Here is a 20202-nt window from a genome sequence, read left to right as displayed (position 1 = left end):
GGCTCGCGGGTGAAATCGCTCGACCGGTTGTTCCTGCAGCTGCCTTACAGGCCCGGTGAAATCAATCATGTCAGTACGGGCGCGGGCAGTGCGCCCGCGATCGTGGTCGAGATCTCAAACAGTCCGGGCCGGCAAGAACTGTTCCTGATCCCGGTCAAGGGCGAGATGGGGCAGGGCAAGGCGCCTGATTTTGCCACTTTGCCGGTCGCGATGATGCGTCTGACGGCATCGGGCAAGGTGCTGGAGGTCAACCGCTTGGCGCAGGACTTGCTGGGCGGTCCGGTTGAACCGGATACGATGCTGGACCAGTTGATGCTGGGCCTTGGACGACCGATCCCCGACTGGCTGCGGCAAACGGTCGAAGAGGCGGGGGCGCCCCGGTCAGAGTTTCTCCGGCTCAGCGGGCGCGACAGCGAGATGTTCGTGCAGGTGACGCTGAGCCCGATCAATGAGGGTGGCCAGACCGGGTTGATCGCGGTCCTGAACGACGCGACCGAATTGAAAACGCTTGAGGCTCAGTTCGTACAAAGCCAGAAGATGCAGGCGGTGGGCCAGCTTGCTGGTGGTGTGGCGCATGATTTCAACAATCTGCTGACGGCGATCTCGGGCCATTGCGATCTGCTGTTGCTGCGGCACGATCAGGGTGACCCGGACTATGGCGATCTGGTGCAGATCAACCAGAACGCCAATCGCGCTGCGGCACTGGTCAGCCAGTTGCTCGCCTTTTCCCGAAAACAGACCCTGCGCCCAGAGGTGCTGGACCTGCGTGACACGCTTGCTGATCTGATCCACCTGCTGAACCGGCTGGTGGGGGAAAAGGTGACGCTGACACTCAGTCACGATCCGGTATTGAAATCGGTGCGCGCCGATAAACGGCAGCTGGAACAGGTATTGATGAATCTCGTGGTCAACGCCCGCGATGCGATGCCCCAGGGTGGCGAGATTCGCATCGAGACCGAGGTCTTGACGCTGGATGAACCATTGGAGCGCGACCGCGCCACGCTGCCGATCGGCGAGTATGTCTCCGTCAAGGTGCGCGACGAGGGGATGGGGATCGAGCCGGACAAGCTGCAAAAGATTTTCGAACCTTTTTATACCACCAAGCGCACTGGTGAGGGCACTGGTCTGGGCCTTTCAACCGTCTATGGGATCGTCAAACAGACCGGCGGATTCATTTTTGTTGACAGCGTGTTAGGCAAAGGAACCGAATTTACCCTCTATCTGCCTGCTTATCAGGCGGTGGCGAACGAGGTGCGACAGGCGCCGCTTCTCACCGAGAAACGTATGGCCACACATGGCGCGGGCGTGGTGTTGCTGGTCGAGGATGAGGCACCGGTGCGCGCCTTTGCCTCGCGCGCGCTGCGACTGCGCGGCTATACGGTGATCGAGGCGGATTCGGCCGAAGAGGCGCTCCGCCTGCTTGAGGACCCCGATCTGGCCGTCGATGTCTTTGTCACCGATGTGGTGATGCCGGGCCTGGACGGGCCGACCTGGGTGCGCAAGGCGCGCGAAGAGCGTCCCGACGTGCGGGTGGTGTTTGTTTCGGGCTATTCCGAGGGCGCGTTTGGCGAAACAGACAGCGCGTTGCCGAATTCGGTCTTTCTGCCGAAACCCTTCTCGCTGACACAACTGACCGAAACGGTGCACCAGCAGCTTCATTGAGGCAGATCAGATCGCGCGTGCGTGCAACTCGAACTCGTCGGCGCATTTGCGTCGCAGCCGCTCGGCGATGTCGGGGGATAGCTCAAGCGGCAGATCGGGCGAGACGTTTTCACGGGCTGGAGCGATCTCGGTCTGCAAGCGGTCTTGCAGAAAGGTGCGAATGCCCGGCTGGTTCTCGTATCTGAACAGATGGCTGACGGTACAGCCATTGGGACGCGGTGTCAGAAACCGCGCCTGGGAGCCGACATTGGCAAACCCTGGGCGCTTGCCCTGCATATAGGCGGTCACGAATTCATCGAAGCTGATGCCATGGGTCGCGTTCGGTTTGCCCTGCATGAAAGGGCGCTGGCGATAGCGATACCAGCTGCCGAGCCACTCGACCGGCTCGCGCACCACCGCCATGATCTCCATCTCGACCCCGAACATCTTCTCGAAAATCGGCCGAAAGAACCGGTCATAGCGGTAAATGGGCGCATGTTTCAACTCGGGCGGGTCGGACACGACAATGTCAGCGCGGGCACGCAGCGCGGTCTGATAAGCGGTGGTTCCGGTCTTGGGGACAGAGAGAAGCACAAGTCTTTCCTTAAAGAAAACAAGCATCTGCTCTCCGTCCCTCCTGCATGACCCATGAAACCTGTCCAACGTAAACCACTCCTTAACACAATTGGAAAAGAGTGAATAAGAAAGATTTTGTTTGAAATGTTCTTCTTTTGATCCCATAAGGAACAAGAGGTGAACAAAGACCCGATTGCCGCCCGTGACGGCGTGTGACAAAAGGAAGGGGACAGGATAATGGCGGATCTTCTGACGATGAGCAGCAAACAGAACGCGGACAAGCAAAAGGCGCTGGACAGTGCCCTGGCCCAGATCGAACGGCAGTTCGGCAAAGGCTCGATCATGAAACTTGGCGGTGAGAACGCCATTCAGGAGATCGAGGCGAGTTCGACCGGCTCGCTGGGGTTGGATATCGCGCTGGGAATCGGTGGTCTGCCGATGGGACGGATTGTCGAGATTTACGGGCCGGAAAGCTCGGGCAAGACCACGCTGACCCTGCATTGCATTGCAGAGCAGCAAAAGCGCGGCGGTGTTTGCGCCTTTGTCGATGCCGAACACGCGCTCGACCCGCAATACGCGCGCAAGTTGGGCGTCGATCTGAACGAGCTGTTGATCAGCCAGCCCGACACCGGTGAACAGGCGCTGGAGATCACCGATACGCTGGTGCGCTCGGGCGCGGTCAACATGGTCGTGGTCGACTCGGTCGCCGCGCTGACCCCGAAATCGGAACTTGAAGGCGACATGGGCGATTCCAGCGTCGGTGTGCAGGCCCGCCTGATGAGCCAGGCCATGCGCAAGCTGACCGGCTCGATCAGCCGCTCGAAATGCATGGTGATCTTTATCAACCAGATCCGGATGAAGATCGGCGTGATGTTCGGCAGCCCGGAAACCACCACCGGTGGCAACGCGCTGAAATTCTATAGCTCGGTCCGCCTGGATATCCGCCGTATCGGCGCCATCAAGGATCGCGACGAGGTGGTGGGCAACGCCACCCGCGTCAAGGTGGTCAAGAACAAGGTGGCACCGCCCTTCAAGCAGGTCGAGTTCGACATCATGTATGGTGAGGGTATCTCGAAGACCGGTGAGTTGCTGGATCTGGGCGTCAAGGCCGGCGTGGTCGAGAAATCCGGCAGCTGGTTCTCTTACGGGGATGAGCGGATCGGCCAGGGCCGCGAGAACGCCAAGACCTTTCTCAAGGAAAACCAGTCGATTGCGCTGGCGATCGAAGACAAGATCCGCGCCGCGCATGGGCTGGAGTTTGACATGACCGAAGATGGCGAGGACATCCTCGAAGCCTGACCAGACCCGCGACCAGGCAATCTGACAACAGGGGCGTCCCATGGTGGGCGCCCCATTTTTCTGCGCTGCGGCTGCGAGGAGTGGACTATCGCTTACGCTGCGGCTAAACCGGCTCAGACCTTGTCGAATTCGCGCCGAGAGAGCCAGAATGCCCAGCCTGAACGATATCCGATCGACCTTTCTGAACTATTTCGCGAAGCAGGGGCATACGATCGTCCCGTCCAGCCCGCTGGTGCCGCGCAACGACCCGACGCTGATGTTCACCAACTCGGGCATGGTGCAGTTCAAGAACTGCTTTACCGGGGTAGACAAGCGTGACTATGTCCGCGCCACCACCGCACAGAAATGCGTGCGGGCGGGCGGCAAGCACAATGACCTCGACAATGTGGGTTATACCGCCCGGCATCACACGTTTTTCGAAATGCTCGGCAACTTCTCCTTTGGCGACTACTTCAAATCCGAGGCGATCCCTTTTGCCTGGGAACTGATCACTCGCGATTTCGACATTCCCAAGGACAAGCTATATACCACGGTCTATCACACCGATGACGAGGCCTTCGAGATCTGGAAGAAGGTGGGCGTGCCCGAGGACCGGATCATCCGCATCGCCACCTCGGACAATTTCTGGCAGATGGGTCCGACCGGCCCCTGCGGCCCCTGCACCGAGATTTTCTATGATCATGGCGACCATATCTGGGGTGGCCCTCCGGGCAGCCCGGAAGAGGATGGCGACCGGTTCATCGAGATCTGGAACATCGTTTTCATGCAGAACGAGAAGTTCGAGGACGGTTCGATGGTCGATCTCGACATGCAGTCGATCGACACGGGCATGGGGCTGGAGCGGATCGGCGCGCTGCTTCAGGGCAGCCATGACAACTATGACACCGACCTGTTCAAAGCGCTGATCGAGGCCTCGGCCGATGCCACCAGTGTCGATCCCTATGGCGACCAGAACGTGCATCACCGGGTGATCGCCGATCACCTGCGGTCTACCTCGTTCCTGATCGCGGATGGCGTGATGCCTAGCAATGACGGGCGTGGCTATGTCCTGCGCCGGATCATGCGGCGGGCGATGCGGCATGCGCATCTGCTGGGCGCCAAGGATCCGGTGATGCACCGGTTGGTGCGCACGCTGGTCGGCCAGATGGGCGCGGCCTATCCAGAGTTGGGCCGGGCGCAGGCGCTGATCGAGGAAACGCTCTTGCTGGAAGAGACCCGGTTCAAGCAGACGCTGGACCGTGGTCTGAAACTGCTGGATGACGAGTTGGCCGCACTGCCCGAAGAGGCGCCGCTGCCGGGCGAGGCGGCGTTCAAGCTGTATGACACTTATGGCTTTCCGCTGGACCTGACGCAGGATGCGCTGCGCGAAAAGGGCCGCAAGGTCGATACCGACGGGTTCGATGCGGCCATGGCCGAGCAAAAGGCCAAGGCGCGCGCCGCCTGGGCGGGTTCGGGTGAGGCGGCGGATAATGCCGTGTGGTTCGACGTGCTGGATGTCGCGGGCGCGACCGATTTCCTGGGCTATGACACCGAAAAGGCCGAGGGCCAGGCGCTGGCGCTGGTGGTTGATGGCGCGCTGAGTGACAAGATCGCCGAGGGCGGAAGTGGCTGGGTGGTGACCAACCAGACGCCTTTTTATGGCGAATCCGGTGGCCAGGTCGGCGATACAGGCGTGATCCGGCGGCTGGAAAACCGCGACCACGTGGCGTTGGTCGAGGACACGCGCAAGTTCGCCGATGGCAAGGTCTATGCCCATAAGGTGACCATGGAGCGCGGCGCGCTGGCCAAGGGCGATGCGGTCGAACTGGAAGTGGATCATGCCCGCCGCAGCGCGATCCGGGCCAACCACTCGGCCACGCACCTGTTGCACGAGGCGCTGCGCGAGGCATTGGGCGATCATGTGGCCCAGCGCGGCTCGCTGAACGCCGCCGACCGGCTGCGGTTCGACTTCAGCCATGCCAAGGCGCTGAGCGAGGCGGAACTGGCGCAGGTCGGGGCCGAGGTGAACCGGTTCATCCGGCAGAATTCCAAGGTCGAGACCCGGATCATGACCCCCGACGATGCCCGTGCCATCGGGGCGCAGGCGCTATTTGGCGAGAAATACGGCGACGAGGTGCGGGTGGTGTCCATGGGCCGGGCCGAAACCGGCAAGGGCAGCGATGGCAAGACCTGGTCGATCGAGCTGTGCGGCGGCACCCATGTGGCGCAGACCGGCGATATCGGCATGTTCGTGCTTCTGGGCGACAGCGCGTCAAGCGCCGGGGTGCGACGGATCGAGGCGCTGACCGGGCAGGCCGCGTTCGAACACCTGTCGCAGGAGGTTGGTCGTCTGTCCGAGGTGACAGCGATGCTCAAGGCGCAACCGGCCGAGGTGGCCGAGCGGGTGCGGGCGTTGATGGACGAGCGCAAGGCGCTCCAAAACGAGGTGGCGCAGCTGCGCCGCGATCTGGCCATGGCCGGCGGGGCCGGGCAGGGTGGTGGTGCCGAGACGCGTGAGGTGGGTGGCGTGCCTTTCCTTGCACAGGTGCTGTCGGGTGTGTCGGGCAAGGACCTGCCCGCGCTCATTGACGAACACAAAAGCCGCATGGGCTCGGGCGCGGTGCTGCTGATCGCCGATACCGGCGGCAAGGCCGCTGTTGCGGCTGGGGTGACCGAGGATCTGATCGGCTGCGTTTCTGCAGTGGATCTGGTCAAGGCAGCGGTTGCGGCGCTTGGCGGCAAGGGCGGCGGCGGCCGGCCAGACATGGCGCAGGGCGGCGGTCAGGACGCGGGCAAGGCGGATGCGGCGATCAAGGCCGCTGAACAGGTACTGGGAGGATAAGACGATGGGCGCACTCTGGATTGCACATGTGACGGTGACCGACGCCGAAGCATATGGAAAATATGCCGAACTGGCCGGGCCCGCCATTGCCAAACACGGCGGCACATTTGTCGCGCGGGGTGGCCGTTTCGTTCAGCTTGAGGGCAAGGAGCGTCCGCGTAACGTGGTCGCCAGATTTCCCAGCGTCGAGGCGGCGGTGGATTGTTACAACTCGCCCGAATACCAGGCGGCGCTGAACCATGCGCGCGGCGCATCGGAACGCGAACTGATGGTTGTCGAGACCAGCGAGTAAGAAAATTCTGCGAATTTTCGGGGTCCGAGATTATTCGACGAATAATCTCAGACCGAACCAAGACCAAAAAAGGGGCGCCCTGTCGGGCGCCCCTTTTTCTATCAGCTGGCTGCCTTGGCCATGCGTTTGCGTTCATGCGGGTCGAGATAGCGTTTGCGCAGGCGGATGGTGGTCGGGGTCACCTCGACCAGTTCGTCATCGTCGATATAGGCAATCGCCTCTTCCAGGCTGAACTGGATATGCGGGGTCAGCCGCACCGCGTCATCGGTGCCCGAGGCACGCACGTTGGTCAGTTTCTTGCCCTTGAGCGGGTTCACTTCCAGGTCATTGTCGCGGCTGTGTTCTCCGATGATCATCCCCTCGTAGACATCGGTCTGCGGGCCGATGAACATGCGGCCGCGCTCTTCGAGGTTCCACAGCGCATAGGCGACCGACTGGCCGTTTTCCATCGAGATCAGCACGCCTGCGCGCCGGCCCGGGATGGCGCCCTTGTGCGGGGTCCAGCCGTGGAACACCCGGTTCAGCACGCCGGTACCGCGCGTATCGGTCAGGAACTCGCCATGATAGCCAATGAGCCCGCGCGAGGGCACATGCGCGATGATCCGCGTCTTGCCGGCGCCCGCCGGTTTCATCTCGACCAGTTCACCCTTGCGGGGGCCGGTCACCTTTTCGATCACCGCGCCGGTATATTCGTCATCCACGTCGATGGTGACTTCCTCGACCGGTTCCAGTCGCTGGCCGTCTTCTTCGCGGAACAGGACCTGCGGGCGCGAGATGCTGAGCTCGAACCCTTCGCGGCGCATATTCTCGATCAGAACGCCCATCTGCAATTCGCCCCGGCCCGCGACCTCGAAGGCCTCGCCGCCGGGCGTGTCGGTGACGCGGATGGCGACGTTTGATTCCGCCTCTTTCATCAGGCGGTCGCGGATCACCCGGCTTTGCACCTTCTTGCCGTCCCGGCCCGCCAGCGGGCTGTCGTTGATGCCGAAGGTAACGCTGATGGTCGGCGGGTCGATCGGTTGAGCGGGCAGGGCCTCGGTCACTTGCGGGTTCACCAGGCTGTCGGCCACGGTGGCCTTGCTCATGCCTGCAATGGTGACGATATCGCCCGCTTCGGCCACGTCGATGGGCTGCTGGCCGAGACCCCGGAAGGCGAGGATCTTCGAGGCGCGGAAGCTTTCGATCTGGGTACCGTCGCGGCTGAGCGCCTTGAGCGTCTCGCCCGCCTTGAGCGTGCCGCTTTCCACCCGGCCGGTCAGGATGCGGCCGATGAACGGGTCGCTGCCCAGCGTGGTGGCCAGCATGCGGAACGGCTCGTCCTTGCGCGCGATCTGTGCCGGGGCGGGCACATGGCGCACCACCAGTTCGAACAGCGCCGTCAGATCCTTGCGCGGTCCGTCCAGATCGGTATCGGCCCAGCCCGAACGCCCCGAGGCATAAAGATGCGGGAAATCGAGCTGTTCGTCATTGGCGCCCAGATTGGCGAACAGGTCGAAACATTCGTCCAGCGCCCGGTCGGGTTCGGCATCGGGCTTGTCGACCTTGTTCAGCACCACGATGGGGCGCAGGCCCAGGGCCAGCGCCTTGGAGGTCACGAACTTGGTCTGCGGCATCGGGCCTTCGGCGGCGTCGACCAGAAGAACCACGCCATCGACCATGCTCAGGATCCGCTCGACCTCGCCGCCGAAATCGGCATGGCCGGGGGTATCGACGATATTGATACGGGTGCCCCGCCATTCGACCGAGGTCGCCTTGGCCAGGATGGTGATTCCGCGCTCGCGCTCTAGATCGTTGCTGTCCATGGCGCGTTCGGCCACGGCCTGGTTCTCGCGAAAGGCACCGGATTGTTTCAGCAGTTCATCCACCAGCGTCGTCTTGCCGTGGTCCACGTGAGCGATGATCGCAATGTTGCGCAGGTCCATGAGGTCCGCCTTTGTAAGGGAGTTGGCCCGGCGCATAGCCCGAGATCCGGCCAAAGGCCAGAGGAAATGCATCTTTTACGCTGATATACGCCGCGGCGCGGCGTCAGCCGGGGTCAGTGGGGCGAGGCGCCGGAAAACAGGTGGATCACCAGGATGCCGGCAAGGATCATCGCGATGCCCAGAATGGCGGGCAGATCCAGCCGCTGACCAAAGACGACAAGGCCGATGAAGGCGATGAACACGATGCCCAAACCTGACCAGATCGCGTAGACAATACCCACCGGCATGTGGCGCAGGGTCAGCGACAGCAGGAAGAAGGCGATGCCATAGCCCCCCACCACGATCAGCGAGGGCATCAGCCGGGTGAATTGTTGGCTGGCCTGTAGCGCGGTGGTTCCCACGGTCTCGGCCGCGACCGCTAGGATTAGATAGATGTAGTGCATCGGCATGAGCGGTCTCCATGTCGGGGATTCGCGGGACATCGGTTCCTGATCCCGACCTAGCGCAATTTCCGGCGTGGGGACAGAGGAGGGAAATAGGAGAATTTTCGAACAGGTACCTGTGCGGCGATTCACTCGACGGAAAGGCTCGTTCACGATAATGAGAGCGATCAGACGGGGCCGCTGCCCCGGACCCGTGGGGCGCGGGAGCAGTCGCCCCAGCCGGAGAGCGAACCATGTGCCGTTGGGCCGCCTATCATGGAACCCCGATCTTTCTCGAAGATGTCATTTCCCGTCCGGGGCATTCGCTGATCGCGCAAAGCGCTCATGCCGAGGAATGCAAGACCGCCACCAATGGCGACGGGTTCGGCGTGGCCTGGTATGACGCCCGGCCCGAACCGGGGCTGTATCGCGATGTCTATCCGGCCTGGTCCGACCCGAACCTGCGGGCGGTGGCCCATCACGTGCGCTCGGGGCTCTTTCTCAGCCATGTGCGCGCCTCGACCGGGTCGTGTATCAGCCGCAACAACTGCCATCCCTTTGCCGCGCGGCGGTGGTCGTTCATGCATAACGGCCAGGTCGGCGGGTTCGAGGCATTCCGCAAACAGGCGGACATGGCCATCGCTGACGAGTTCTATACCTATCGTAAGGGCAGCACCGATTCCGAAGTGCTGTTCCTGCTGGCGCTGAGCGAGGGGCTGGAAAGCGATCCGCATGGCGCGCTGGCGCGCGCAGTGGCGCGTCTCGAAACGTTGAGCCGGGCTCATGGAACCACGCCGCATATGCGCCTGTCGGCGGCCTTCAGCGACGGTCAGACGCTTTATGCCGCGCGCTACTCCTCGGACCATATCGCGCCGTCGGTCTATTACCGCTACAGCAATGCCCGGCAGGGCTGGGCGGTGGTCTCGGAGCCGTTGGAGCAGGACGAAGGCGACTGGACCGAACTGCGTCCGGGGCGGATGCTGAGCATCGGCGCCTCAGGCGTGCAGGAATGTGACTTTGCACCGGCGGATCTTGGCCGGGCGGCCTAGGGTGATGAAAACCTGACTGGTGCGATGGATCAGGGCGGGTTAGCCTGACCTTATTCCAACCACACCTATTTTTTTCAGGTTCATCATGCTTACACCATTTGCGAAAGCCATCGTCATTGCCGCATTGCTGGTTGTCGGGGTCGGTCTGGGTTTTGCCCCGCGCGCCGATGTGACCCTTCCCGCCGCCGAACTGGAGCAGCCCCGGCCCGCACGCGGCGTCTGATCCGGTCAGAGCCGAAGGCCCAGGCGGGTGAAGCAATCGCTGAGCTGCGGGTGCAGCCAATCCCACAGGCCCGGCGCGCCCCGGCTGACCGGGGTGCCCACCCGCGCCACCAATTGCGGCAGGCTGACATCATAGGTGATCCACGACCCACCACCGTTTTCCAGATTGGCGATCGGGGTCTGCACCCGGTCCACCGCCTTGCCGAACAGGGCATCGGCGCTTTGGGCGGTCTCGAACTCCCGCCAGATCGTGCGCAGAGCGGCGCCCTGCTCAGCCGGCAACAGGCCGAACAGGCGTTCGGCGGCGGCGGCCTCCAGCGCCTCTTGCGCGGCGTGGTCCACATCGCCATGGATCGGGTTGTCGCCAGCGTCGATTTCGACCAGATCGTGGAGCAGCAGCATCCGCAGAACCCGGTCCTTGTCGATCGGCTGGGCCGCATATTCGCCCAGAACCCAAGCATAAAGCATGATGTGCCAGCTGTGCTCGGCCGAGTTTTCAAACCGGCTGTCATCCATCAGACGCGAGGCGCGCAGCACGGTCTTGAGCTGGTCCGCCTCGGCCAGAAACGCCAGCCGGTCGGCAAAACCACCCCGAGCAGGCGCGCTTCCGTCAAGCAGCGCCCGCGCGTGTGCGTGGGCCTCGGGGAAGGTCTCGGACAGGTACGCGGCACGCCCGCTGCTCAGATTCTCGCGCACCACCTCGATATGGTCGGGGCGCGGCGTGTCGGCGCAAAGCACCTGAAACATCGGCTGGCAGCGGTCCAGCATCTTGGCATAGCGAGCATCGGCGCTTTCATCGGCCTCGAACTCGGTCCAGAGCGCATGGAACTCCGCCGCCTGATCGGGGGGCAGCAGGCCAAACAGCTTGCGCGCCGCCGCCCGTTCAGCCCGTTCCACCGCCTGCCAGTCTGTCACCTCGTGGATCGGGTGATCGCCGGTCTCGATCTCGACCAGATCATGCAGCAGCAGCATGCGAATGGCGCGGTCCACATCCACATCCGGTGCCGCAAAGGGCGCCAATACCAGTGCCCAAAGCGCCAGATGCCAACTGTGTTCGGCGGAATTTTCAGGCCGCGACAGATCGAGCAGCACATTGGCCCGCTCGACCGTTTTCAGCCTGTCGGCCTGTTTCAGAAAGGCGATCTGGGCGTCAAGCCGCGCGCTCATTCACTGTCCTTCGCCTTGCCCTTCAACTCGGCCAGGCGGCGCGCCAGCACCCGGCGGGCGCCGCGTTCGGCCAGCCGCACGCGCACCTCGGTCAGAAACGCCTCTTCCAGCGACTGCGAGGAGGCAGCCAGTTGCGTGCCGATCTCCATATAGAGCCGCTCGTCGCCGGTCTGGTCCATCGCCTTGAGCGTGTCCTCGGCCAGTTTGGCGGCCAGCGTCTCGATCGTCCCCGCCATCAGCGCGAGGTCTCGGTCAGGCGACGCTTCACATAATCGGTCACGCTGGTGATCATCGTGTCCATGTGCTGGTTCTGGAAGAAGTGATCGGCGCCTTCGACCTCGGTATGGGTGATGGTGATGCCTTTTTGTTCATGCAGCTTGTTGACCAGCGAGCGGGTATCGGCGGGCGGCGCCACGCGGTCCGAGGTGCCGTTGATGATCAGGCCCGAAGACGGGCAGGGCGCCAGGAACGAAAAATCATACATATTCGCCGGCGGCGCCACGCTGATGAATCCGGTGATCTCGGGGCGGCGCATCAACAGCTGCATGCCGATCCAAGCGCCAAAGGAAAAGCCCGCGACCCAGCAATGTTTCGAGTTGTTGTTCATCGACTGCAGATAATCCAGCGCCGAGGCCGCATCGCTCAGCTCGCCGATGCCCTGATCATATTCGCCCTGGCTGCGCCCGACCCCGCGGAAATTGAACCGCAGCACGGTGAAACCCAGATTGTAAAAGGCGTAATGAAGGTTATAGACGACCTTGTTGTTCATGGTGCCGCCGAATTGCGGATGCGGGTGCAGCACGATGGCAATGGGTGCGTCTTTTTCCTTTTGCGGGTGGTAGCGGCCTTCCAGGCGGCCTTCGGGTCCGGGAAAAATCACCTCGGGCATATGTGCTTTCGTCCTGTCTCGCGGTCTGAGATGCCGGGCTAAACTTGACGAATTCCCTCGGGCATCTTAGAATGGTTCTAAGTAACGTGCCGCGTGCCGGCAACGCTGTCAGTGGGAGATACGCACTGAGGGCGATAAGGTCAATGATTTCGCGCATCTGGGCGCGGCACAATGATTTCGCGCATCTGGGCGCGGTTGAGGAGGGCAGGAGCGTGAAGCTATCGACAAAGGGGCGCTATGCGATGGTGGCGTTGACCGATATCGCGCTGCAACCGGCGGACAAACTGGTCACGCTGGGCGACATTTCCGAGCGTCAGGACATCTCGTTGCCTTATCTGGAGCAGTTGTTCGTCAAGCTACGGCGCGCCGATCTGGTCGCCTCGGTGCGCGGTCCGGGCGGCGGTTATCGTCTGGCGCGCCCGGCCTCGGAGATCCGTGTGGTCGAGATCCTCGCCGCCGTGGACGAGACCGTGAATGCCATGCACAAGGGGGCGGGCGCCTCGGGCGCCTCCTCGGGCAGTCGCGCACAATCGCTGACCAACCGCCTGTGGGAGGGGTTGAGCGCGCACGTATATGTGTTCCTGCACCAGACGCGGCTGTCGGATGTGGTGAAGAACGATCTGGCGCCGTGTCCGGCGGTGCCCAATCTGTTTTCGGTCGTTGACGACTAGCCCTGTCTGAACCCTTGATTGCCATTTTTTCCGGGTCAGTCTATCTGGACCCAACCGCCAAGAAATGATGACTCTCTGATGCGCGTTTACCTCGATCACAATGCCACCACACCGCTGCGCGCCGAGGCGCGGGCGGCGATGATCGCGGCGATGGATGTCTGCGGCAACCCGTCTTCGGTCCATGCCGAGGGGCGTGCGGCCAAGGCGGTGGTGGAAAAGGCGCGGGCGCAGATCGCGGCAGCCTTTGGCGCCGATGGGGCGGACATCGTCTTTACTTCGGGTGCGACAGAGGCCGCCGCGCTGGCGCTCAAGAACCGGGGTTTGCATGGGTGCGCGCTTGAACATGATGCCGTAAGAGCATGGATAAAAGAGGATTTACCCGTGTCCGCCGACGGCTTTGTTGCGGTGACCGACCCCGCGCAATCGACCCTGCAACTGGCCAATTCCGAGACCGGTCTCCTTCAGGACCTGCCGCAGGGACTGGCGGTGACCGATGCGACGCAGGGGTTTGGCAAGTTGCCCGTCGCCTTCAACTGGCTGGGGGCAGAAATGGCGCTGATCTCGGCGCACAAGCTGGGCGGCCCCAAGGGGATCGGCGCTTTGGTAATGCGGCGCGGCACCGATCTTGCGGCGCAGATCAAGGGCGGCGGGCAGGAAATGGGGCGCCGCTCGGGCACCGAGAACGTGATCGGCATCGCCGGTTTTGGCGCCGCTGCCGAGGCCGCCGCGCGCAATCTGGCGGACGGGGTCTGGGAGCGCGTCGAGAAACTTAGAAATATTCTAGAAAATGCTCTTGAGGCCGGGGCTAAATCTACTATTTTTGTCGGGAAAGGTCGGCCCCGTCTGCCGAACACCCTGTGCCTGGCCACGCCGGGTTGGAAGGGCGAGACGCAGGTGATGCAGATGGACCTGGCCGGATTTGCCATCAGCGCCGGCAGCGCCTGTTCCAGCGGCAAGGTCCGCGCCAGCGCGGTGCTGCAGGCGATGGGGTTTGACGAGGCAACGGCGACAAGCGCGATCCGCGTGTCGCTGGGGCTCGAGACGACCGAAACGGATGTGCTGCGCTTTGCCGAAGCGTGGCTGGACAAAGAAAAGAAACACCGCGCGCGCGCCGCGTGAACCAGAACAAACAGCGCGCTCAGCGCGAAGGAGGGCTCTCATGGCCGTATTGGACCAGACCCAGGTAAAAGAAGGCGTCGATCAGGAGACGGTGGATGCCGTCCGCGAGGCGGGCACCTACAAATACGGCTGGGAAACCGAGATCGAGATGGAATACGCCCCCAAGGGCGTGAATCCTGACATTGTGCGCCTGATCTCGGGCAAGAATGAAGAGCCCGAATGGATGACCGAATGGCGGCTGGCCGCCTTCGAGCGCTGGACCGGCATGACCGAGCCGAAATGGGCGATGGTCAACTATCCCGAAATCGACTTTCAGGATCAGTATTACTATGCCCGCCCCAAGAGCATGACCGAAAAGCCCAAATCGCTGGATGATGTCGACCCCAAGCTGCTGGCCACCTATGAAAAGCTGGGCATTCCGCTCAAGGAACAGATGATCCTCGCCGGTGTTGAAGGCGCTGAAAACGCGCCCGCCGAGGGTCGCAAGGTCGCCGTGGACGCGGTGTTCGATTCCGTTTCGGTCGGCACCACGTTTCAGGCCGAGCTGAAAAAGGCGGGTGTGATCTTCTGCTCGATCTCCGAGGCGATCCGCGAACACCCCGAACTGGTGAAGAAATACCTGGGCACCGTGGTGCCGGTCAGCGACAATTTCTATGCCACGTTGAACTCTGCAGTGTTCTCGGACGGCTCGTTTGTCTATGTGCCGCCCGGCGTGCGCTGCCCGATGGAGCTGAGCACCTATTTCCGCATCAACGCCGAGAATACCGGCCAGTTCGAACGCACCCTGATCATCGCCGACAAGGGCAGCTATGTCAGCTATCTCGAAGGCTGCACCGCACCCCAGCGCGACACCGCACAGCTGCATGCCGCCGTGGTCGAGATCATCGTCGAGGAAGACGCCGAGGTGAAATACTCGACCGTCCAGAACTGGTATCCGGGCGACGAGAACGGCAAGGGTGGCATCTACAACTTTGTCACCAAGCGCGCCGATTGCCGGGGTGACCGGTCCAAGGTGATGTGGACCCAGGTGGAAACCGGTTCCGCTGTGACCTGGAAATACCCCTCCTGCATCCTTCGCGGCGATGACAGTCAGGGCGAGTTCTATTCCATCGCCATCGCCAACAACATGCAGCAGGCCGATACCGGCACCAAGATGATCCATCTGGGCAAGAACACCAAATCGCGCATCGTCTCCAAGGGGATCAGTGCGGGCAAGGCCCAGAACACCTATCGCGGCCTTGTCTCGATGCACCCCAAGGCCAAGAACAGCCGCAACTATACCCAGTGCGACAGCCTGCTGATCGGCGACAAATGTGGGGCGCATACGGTGCCCTATATCGAGGTCAAGAACAACTCGTCGCGCTGCGAGCACGAGGCGACCACGTCCAAGGTGGACGAGGATCAGCTGTTCTATTGCCGCTCGCGCGGGATGGACGAGGAAGAGGCCGTTGCACTGGTGGTGAACGGGTTCTGCAAGGACGTGTTGCAGGCGCTGCCGATGGAATTTGCCATGGAGGCGCAGCAGCTGGTGGCGATCAGCCTCGAAGGCTCGGTGGGCTAAGGCCCCCGACGGGGACCGTTGCGGCAGGGATCAGGCCAGTGGACGACCAGACCGGCGAACAGATGCGGCCAGAGCTGACCATGCCCCCGGCAGAGGCAGAGGCGTTGCGCACGGCCTATAAAGAGGCCGAGGTGATCCTGGAATACGGGTCGGGCGGCTCGACCGTGGTCGCAGCCGAACTGCCGGGCAAACATGTCACCTCGGTCGAAAGCGACCGCACCTGGGCCCGCATGATGAAGGCCTGGCTGGCCGCCAACCCGCCCGCCGAGGGGACCGAGGTCAACATCGTCTGGACCGACATTGGCCCGACCGGCGATTGGGGGCATCCGGTTTCGGACAGCAAATGGCGCAGCTATCCCGACTATCCGCTGGCGGTCTGGCGCGCCGACGGGTTCCGGCATCCCGATGTGGTTCTGGTGGACGGGCGGTTCCGGGTCGGTTGTGCGCTGGCCACCGCCTTTTCGATCACCCGGCCCGTGACTCTGCTGTTTGACGATTACAGCCAGCGACGCTGGCAACATCAGGTCGAGGACTTCCTTGGTGCGCCGCTGATGATCGGGCGTCTGGCCGCCTTTCAGGTCGAGCCGCAGCCGATCCCGCCCGCGGCGCTGTTGCGGGTGATCCGCACCATGACCAGCCCCTGACGTGACACCGTAACGAGGACCCGACCCATGATCGTGACCACCACCCCAAATGTCGAAGGCCACCGCATCACCGCCTACAAGGGCATCGTGGTGGGCGAGGCGATCATGGGCGCAAATGTGGTGCGCGACGTCTTTGCCTCGATCACCGATATCGTCGGTGGCCGCTCTGGCGCCTATGAAAGCAAGTTGCAGGACGCCCGCGAAACCGCGCTGTCCGAGCTGGAGGGCCGCGCCGCCGCGCTGGGGGCCAATGCGGTCGTTGGCGTCGATCTGGATTACGAGGTGGTGGGCCAGTCGATGCTGATGGTCTCGGCTTCGGGCACCGCCGTCGTGCTGGACTGATTGTGGGAGGATTGACGTGAGTACCGAAGACATCGCACCCGCCGCGCAGCTGAGCCGCGCAGACCAGATGCTGGCGCGCCGCTATGCGTTCCTGGCCGATGCCATCGCGCCCGAACGGCCGCTGCGCATCACAGATGTGGGGGCCAACCCGATCAATGTGCCCGACTATGACCGGTTGCTGACCCTCGGCGGGTGCGAGGTCTGGGGCTTTGAACCCGATCAGGCCTCGTTCGATGCGCTGATGGCCGATCCGCGTCCGGGTACCCATTACCTGAAACAGGCGGTGGGGGTGACCGGTCCGGGCCGGTTCCATCCGCATCGGCTGAGTGGTCTGGGGTCGCTGTTTCCGATCCGTAAGGAATCGGTCACCTATCTGGGCAAGCCGCAGTGGCACGACTCGCGGCGCGAACCGATTGACATGGAACTGATCGCGCTTGACGATCTCGACGACGAGGCGCTGCCGCGTCCGGATGTGCTCAAGATCGACATTCAGGGGGGCGAGTTGGACGTGATCCGCACCGGCCGCCAGAAACTGTCCGAGGCGATCTGTATCATTCCCGAGGTGCGGTTCTATCGCATCTACGAGGACGAGCCGCTGTTCGGGCCGCTGGATGTGGAATTGCACGACCAGGGGTTTCGCTTTCATACCTTCCAGTTCACAAAGTCACGGCAGGTGATCAACTCGCAAAGCGCGCGCTTGCCCTACAAGACCATCCGTAGCCAGATGATGGATGGCGATGCGATCTATATCCGCGACCCGGAAACGATCGAGGATTGGACGGCAGAGCAGGTCCGGCAACTGGCCGTGGTGTCCTCCTGCGTATTCGGCAGTTTCGACCTGACCGTGTTCTGCCTGGACGAGCTTGTGCGGCGTGGTCTCGCGGCACCCGAGGTGCCCGGGCAGTTCGTCGACACACTGCCCGCCTGGATGCTGAAGGGGAGCTAGGGTGAACGCTGTCTCATCGGATCCGATCCGCCTCTATTGGTGGAAGGGCGTGCCGAATTTCGGCGACGCCCTGTCGGCGCTGGTGGTGGCGCATGTGTCTGGCCGCGCGGTGCGCCATGCCGGGCCCAAGGGCTGCGAGATGCTGGCCATCGGCTCGCTGATCCAGGTGATGCGCCGCAACTATGGCGACCCGGCACCCGACGGGCGCCGGCCGGTGATCTGGGGCGCGGGGCTGTTACATCCGGTGGGCTCCATCGGGTTTCTTGAGAATGTCGAGGTGGCGTTGCTGCGTGGACCGCTCAGCGCCGATCTTTTGGGGCTGAGAATGCGCGCCTTTGGCGATCCCGGCCTGCTGGTAGGCGACCTGTTGGGCGAGCTGCCCGCGCGTGATGACCGGATCGCGCTGGTGCCGCATCACTCGATGCTGGCCGATCCGGCGCTGGCGGCACTGCTGGACGCAGAACCGGCGCTGGAACTGATCGACGTCGCGGGTGACGCGCTTGAGGTCTGCCGCCGCATTGCATCTTGTCGGCATGTGATCTCGGCCAGCCTGCACGGGTTGATCGTGGCCGATGCCTGCGGTGTGCCCTCGACCTGGCTGATGCCGGGCGGGCAGCAGCATCTGAAATACTACGACTATGCCGCCTCGGTGGGCCGTCCGCTGGACATGCCGCTGACGCTGGACGAGGTATCCGCGCATCTGCGCGGCCTCAAAGACGACGACGGACTGGCCTGGGCCGAGGGTATCGCCCGCGCCCGCGCCGATCTGCTGACCACTTTCCCGGCGCATATGCGCGCCCAAACCCCTGCCTCCGCCACCGTGGCGGAACCGAATTGAGACGAGGAAACCATGCTTGAAATCAAAAACCTGCACGTGAAACTTGAAGAAGAGGACAAGCAGATCCTCAAAGGTGTGGACCTGACCGTCGAGGCGGGCAAGGTGCATGCGATCATGGGGCCGAACGGGTCGGGCAAATCTACGCTCAGCTATGTTCTGTCGGGGCGCGACGGTTACGAGGTGACCGAGGGCGCCGCCACCCTGTCGGGCGCCGATCTGCTGGAAATGGAGCCCGAGGAACGTGCCGCCGCGGGCCTGTTCCTGGCCTTTCAATACCCGGTCGAAATCCCCGGCGTGGGCAACATGACCTTTCTTCGCACCGCAGTGAACGCGCAACGCAAGGCGCGCGGCGAAGACGAACTGAGCGCCGCAGACTTCCTGAAAGAAGTGCGCGCCAAGGCCAAGGCGCTGAAGATCGACGCCGACATGCTGAAACGCCCGGTCAACGTGGGCTTTTCGGGCGGCGAGAAAAAGCGCAACGAGATCCTGCAAATGGCGATGCTCGAGCCCAAGATGTGCATCCTGGACGAGACCGACTCGGGCCTTGACGTGGATGCGATGAAACTGGTGGCCGAGGGCGTGAACGCGCTGCGCGATGCCGGGCGCGGCTTTCTGGTGATCACCCATTACCAGCGCCTGCTTGACCATATCAAACCCGATGTCGTGCATATCATGGCCGATGGCCGCATCGTGAAATCCGGCGGTCCCGAGCTGGCGCTGGAGGTCGAGAACAACGGTTATGCCGATATCCTGGCCGAGGTGAACTGATGGGGGTGCCTGCACAGAAACAGACCGCGACCGAGGCACTGCTGTCGACGCTGACGCTGCCCACCGCCGGCTGCACCCAGTCCGCGCGCGAGGCCGCTTTGGCGCGGCTGCGTGAAATGGGCGTGCCCGGGCGGCGCGACGAGTACTGGAAATACACCCGTCCAGATACGCTGATCGCGCCCGAGGCGCCGCGCGCCGCGACCTTCCACACCGACGAGCCGATGATGTTCGACGCCATCGATCGGCTCAAGATCGTCTTTGTCGACGGGGTTTTCGATGCCGAGGCGTCGGATGCGCTGGAGATGGACGGTGTCCAGATCGAGCGCATCGAGGATATCTGTTGCAAGGATATCCATTGGGCCAAGGACTTGTACGGCGTTCTTGAAGAACGCGGCCAGACCCCTGTACCGCGTCCGTTGGCGGCGCTGAACACCGCCTTTGCCGCTGATGGCATCGGCATTCACGTGACCGGCAAACCGTCGAAACCGATCAGCCTTATATACCGGCATGCCTCGGAAAGCTCGGACGCGCTGCTGCATCACGTGATCCGGGTGGAAAGCGGCGCCGAGGTCACGATCCTGGAAAACGGTCCCGCCGCCTCGCGCTTCAACAAATGCATGGAGATCGACATCGCCGATGGCGGCACCTTGCATCACGTGCGTGCCCAGGGCCGCGACCATGAACGCCGCGCGGTGACGCATATGTTCACCCGGCTGGGCGCGGGCTCGGTCTACAAGTCGTTTACCCTGACCGTGAACGGCGTGCTGACCCGCAACGAGCAGGTGGTCGAACTGAGCGGGGATGAGGGTGTCGCCCATGTGGCCGGCGCCTGCGTCGGAGATGGCGATTTCCACCATGACGACACCGTGTTCGTGACCCATGACGCGGTGAATTGCGAAAGCCGCCAGGTGTTCAAGAAGGTGCTGCGCAATGGCGCCACCGGCGTGTTCCAGGGCAAGATCCTGGTTCAGCCCGGCGCACAGAAGACCGACGGCTATCAGATCAGCCAATCG

21 protein-coding genes are annotated in these 20202 nt (G+C 62.9%); 15 read left to right on the top strand and 6 right to left on the bottom strand.

Annotated features, from left to right (window positions below; translation table 11 throughout):
- Positions 1-1662: ATP-binding protein (locus AC2FL1_RS21345; RefSeq protein ID WP_496878241.1), on the top strand; the 1662-nt coding region annotated here is incomplete at its 5' end.
- A gap of 6 nt (positions 1663-1668) precedes the next feature.
- On the opposite strand, the gene AC2FL1_RS21340 is transcribed toward AC2FL1_RS21345, so the two are convergent.
- Positions 1669-2262: a gamma-glutamyl kinase gene (locus AC2FL1_RS21340; protein WP_496823677.1), complete on the bottom strand. Its 594-nt coding sequence runs from the start codon at positions 2260-2262 to the stop codon at positions 1669-1671.
- A gap of 192 nt (positions 2263-2454) precedes the next feature.
- Between AC2FL1_RS21340 and recA the strand changes: the two genes are divergently transcribed.
- The 3 genes from recA to AC2FL1_RS21325 all read left to right on the top strand — a co-directional run bounded on the left by recA (position 2455) and on the right by AC2FL1_RS21325 (position 6629).
- A complete protein-coding gene (recA, locus tag AC2FL1_RS21335) occupies positions 2455-3516 on the top strand; it encodes a recombinase RecA (protein WP_496878240.1) in 1062 nt (353 codons plus the stop codon).
- 148 nt (positions 3517-3664) lie between these two features.
- Entirely contained in the window at positions 3665-6337 is a 2673-nt protein-coding gene (alaS, locus tag AC2FL1_RS21330) for an alanine--tRNA ligase (protein WP_496878239.1), read from the top strand.
- Positions 6338-6341: 4 nt separating this feature from the next.
- Positions 6342-6629 (top strand): DUF1330 domain-containing protein, encoded by a 288-nt coding sequence (locus AC2FL1_RS21325; protein ID WP_496878238.1) that lies wholly within the window; start codon positions 6342-6344, stop codon positions 6627-6629.
- 101 nt (positions 6630-6730) lie between these two features.
- Here the strand turns inward: AC2FL1_RS21325 and typA are convergent, their stop codons facing one another.
- Positions 6731-8551, bottom strand: coding sequence for a translational GTPase TypA (gene typA / locus AC2FL1_RS21320; RefSeq protein WP_496878237.1), 1821 nt, complete (start codon positions 8549-8551; stop codon positions 6731-6733).
- A 113-nt stretch (positions 8552-8664) separates the two neighbouring features.
- A complete protein-coding gene (locus AC2FL1_RS21315) occupies positions 8665-9000 on the bottom strand; it encodes a DMT family transporter (protein ID WP_496878236.1) in 336 nt (111 codons plus the stop codon).
- 227 nt (positions 9001-9227) lie between these two features.
- Between AC2FL1_RS21315 and AC2FL1_RS21310 the strand changes: the two genes are divergently transcribed.
- The gene (locus tag AC2FL1_RS21310) at positions 9228-10022 is read left to right on the top strand and encodes a class II glutamine amidotransferase (protein ID WP_496823665.1); all 795 of its coding nucleotides are present in this window, start codon (positions 9228-9230) and stop codon (positions 10020-10022) included.
- Between the two features lie 85 nt (positions 10023-10107).
- Positions 10108-10245: a hypothetical protein gene (locus tag AC2FL1_RS21305; RefSeq protein ID WP_234170105.1), complete on the top strand. Its 138-nt coding sequence runs from the start codon at positions 10108-10110 to the stop codon at positions 10243-10245.
- A gap of 5 nt (positions 10246-10250) precedes the next feature.
- Here the strand turns inward: AC2FL1_RS21305 and AC2FL1_RS21300 are convergent, their stop codons facing one another.
- Genes AC2FL1_RS21300 through AC2FL1_RS21290 form a run of 3 tightly spaced genes read right to left on the bottom strand, consistent with a single transcriptional unit; the run spans position 10251 to position 12300 of the window.
- Positions 10251-11411, bottom strand: a complete 1161-nt coding sequence (locus AC2FL1_RS21300) for an HD domain-containing protein (protein ID WP_496878235.1) — start codon at positions 11409-11411, stop codon at positions 10251-10253.
- Positions 11408-11647: a hypothetical protein gene (locus AC2FL1_RS21295; protein ID WP_496823662.1), complete on the bottom strand. Its 240-nt coding sequence runs from the start codon at positions 11645-11647 to the stop codon at positions 11408-11410. Before AC2FL1_RS21295 ends, AC2FL1_RS21300 begins: the two co-directional genes overlap by 4 nt.
- Positions 11647-12300, bottom strand: coding sequence for an alpha/beta hydrolase (locus AC2FL1_RS21290; protein ID WP_011047753.1), 654 nt, complete (start codon positions 12298-12300; stop codon positions 11647-11649). Before AC2FL1_RS21290 ends, AC2FL1_RS21295 begins: the two co-directional genes overlap by 1 nt.
- Positions 12301-12512: 212 nt before the next feature.
- On the opposite strand from AC2FL1_RS21290, the gene iscR reads away from it, so the two are divergent.
- The 9 genes from iscR to AC2FL1_RS21245 form a co-directional block, all read left to right on the top strand.
- Positions 12513-12971: a Fe-S cluster assembly transcriptional regulator IscR gene (gene iscR, locus AC2FL1_RS21285; RefSeq protein ID WP_496823660.1), complete on the top strand. Its 459-nt coding sequence runs from the start codon at positions 12513-12515 to the stop codon at positions 12969-12971.
- A 75-nt stretch (positions 12972-13046) separates the two neighbouring features.
- Positions 13047-14090 carry a cysteine desulfurase family protein gene (locus AC2FL1_RS21280; protein ID WP_496878242.1) on the top strand — a complete coding sequence of 348 codons (1044 nt, stop codon included), beginning with the start codon at positions 13047-13049 and terminating at the stop codon, positions 14088-14090.
- Positions 14091-14130: 40 nt separating this feature from the next.
- Positions 14131-15651: a Fe-S cluster assembly protein SufB gene (gene sufB, locus AC2FL1_RS21275; protein ID WP_496878234.1), complete on the top strand. Its 1521-nt coding sequence runs from the start codon at positions 14131-14133 to the stop codon at positions 15649-15651.
- Positions 15652-15689: 38 nt separating this feature from the next.
- Positions 15690-16295, top strand: coding sequence for a hypothetical protein (locus tag AC2FL1_RS21270; protein WP_496823657.1), 606 nt, complete (start codon positions 15690-15692; stop codon positions 16293-16295).
- 27 nt (positions 16296-16322) lie between these two features.
- Positions 16323-16637 carry a heavy metal-binding domain-containing protein gene (locus tag AC2FL1_RS21265; protein WP_234170100.1) on the top strand — a complete coding sequence of 105 codons (315 nt, stop codon included), beginning with the start codon at positions 16323-16325 and terminating at the stop codon, positions 16635-16637.
- A gap of 16 nt (positions 16638-16653) precedes the next feature.
- Positions 16654-17583 (top strand): FkbM family methyltransferase, encoded by a 930-nt coding sequence (locus AC2FL1_RS21260; RefSeq protein WP_496878233.1) that lies wholly within the window; start codon positions 16654-16656, stop codon positions 17581-17583.
- 1 nt (position 17584) lies between these two features.
- Positions 17585-18421 carry a polysaccharide pyruvyl transferase family protein gene (locus tag AC2FL1_RS21255; protein WP_496878232.1) on the top strand — a complete coding sequence of 279 codons (837 nt, stop codon included), beginning with the start codon at positions 17585-17587 and terminating at the stop codon, positions 18419-18421.
- A gap of 12 nt (positions 18422-18433) precedes the next feature.
- On the top strand, positions 18434-19189 hold the full coding sequence (sufC, locus tag AC2FL1_RS21250; RefSeq protein WP_234218022.1) for a Fe-S cluster assembly ATPase SufC: 756 nt from the start codon (positions 18434-18436) through the stop codon (positions 19187-19189).
- On the top strand, positions 19189-20202 hold a 1014-nt coding region (locus AC2FL1_RS21245), incomplete at its 3' end, for a SufB/SufD family protein (RefSeq protein WP_496878231.1). The genes sufC and AC2FL1_RS21245, both read left to right, overlap by 1 nt.

The sequence above is a fragment of the Ruegeria sp. YKSF070 genome (genome assembly GCF_059612725.1).
This window is presented reverse-complemented; position numbering and strand designations above follow the sequence as displayed.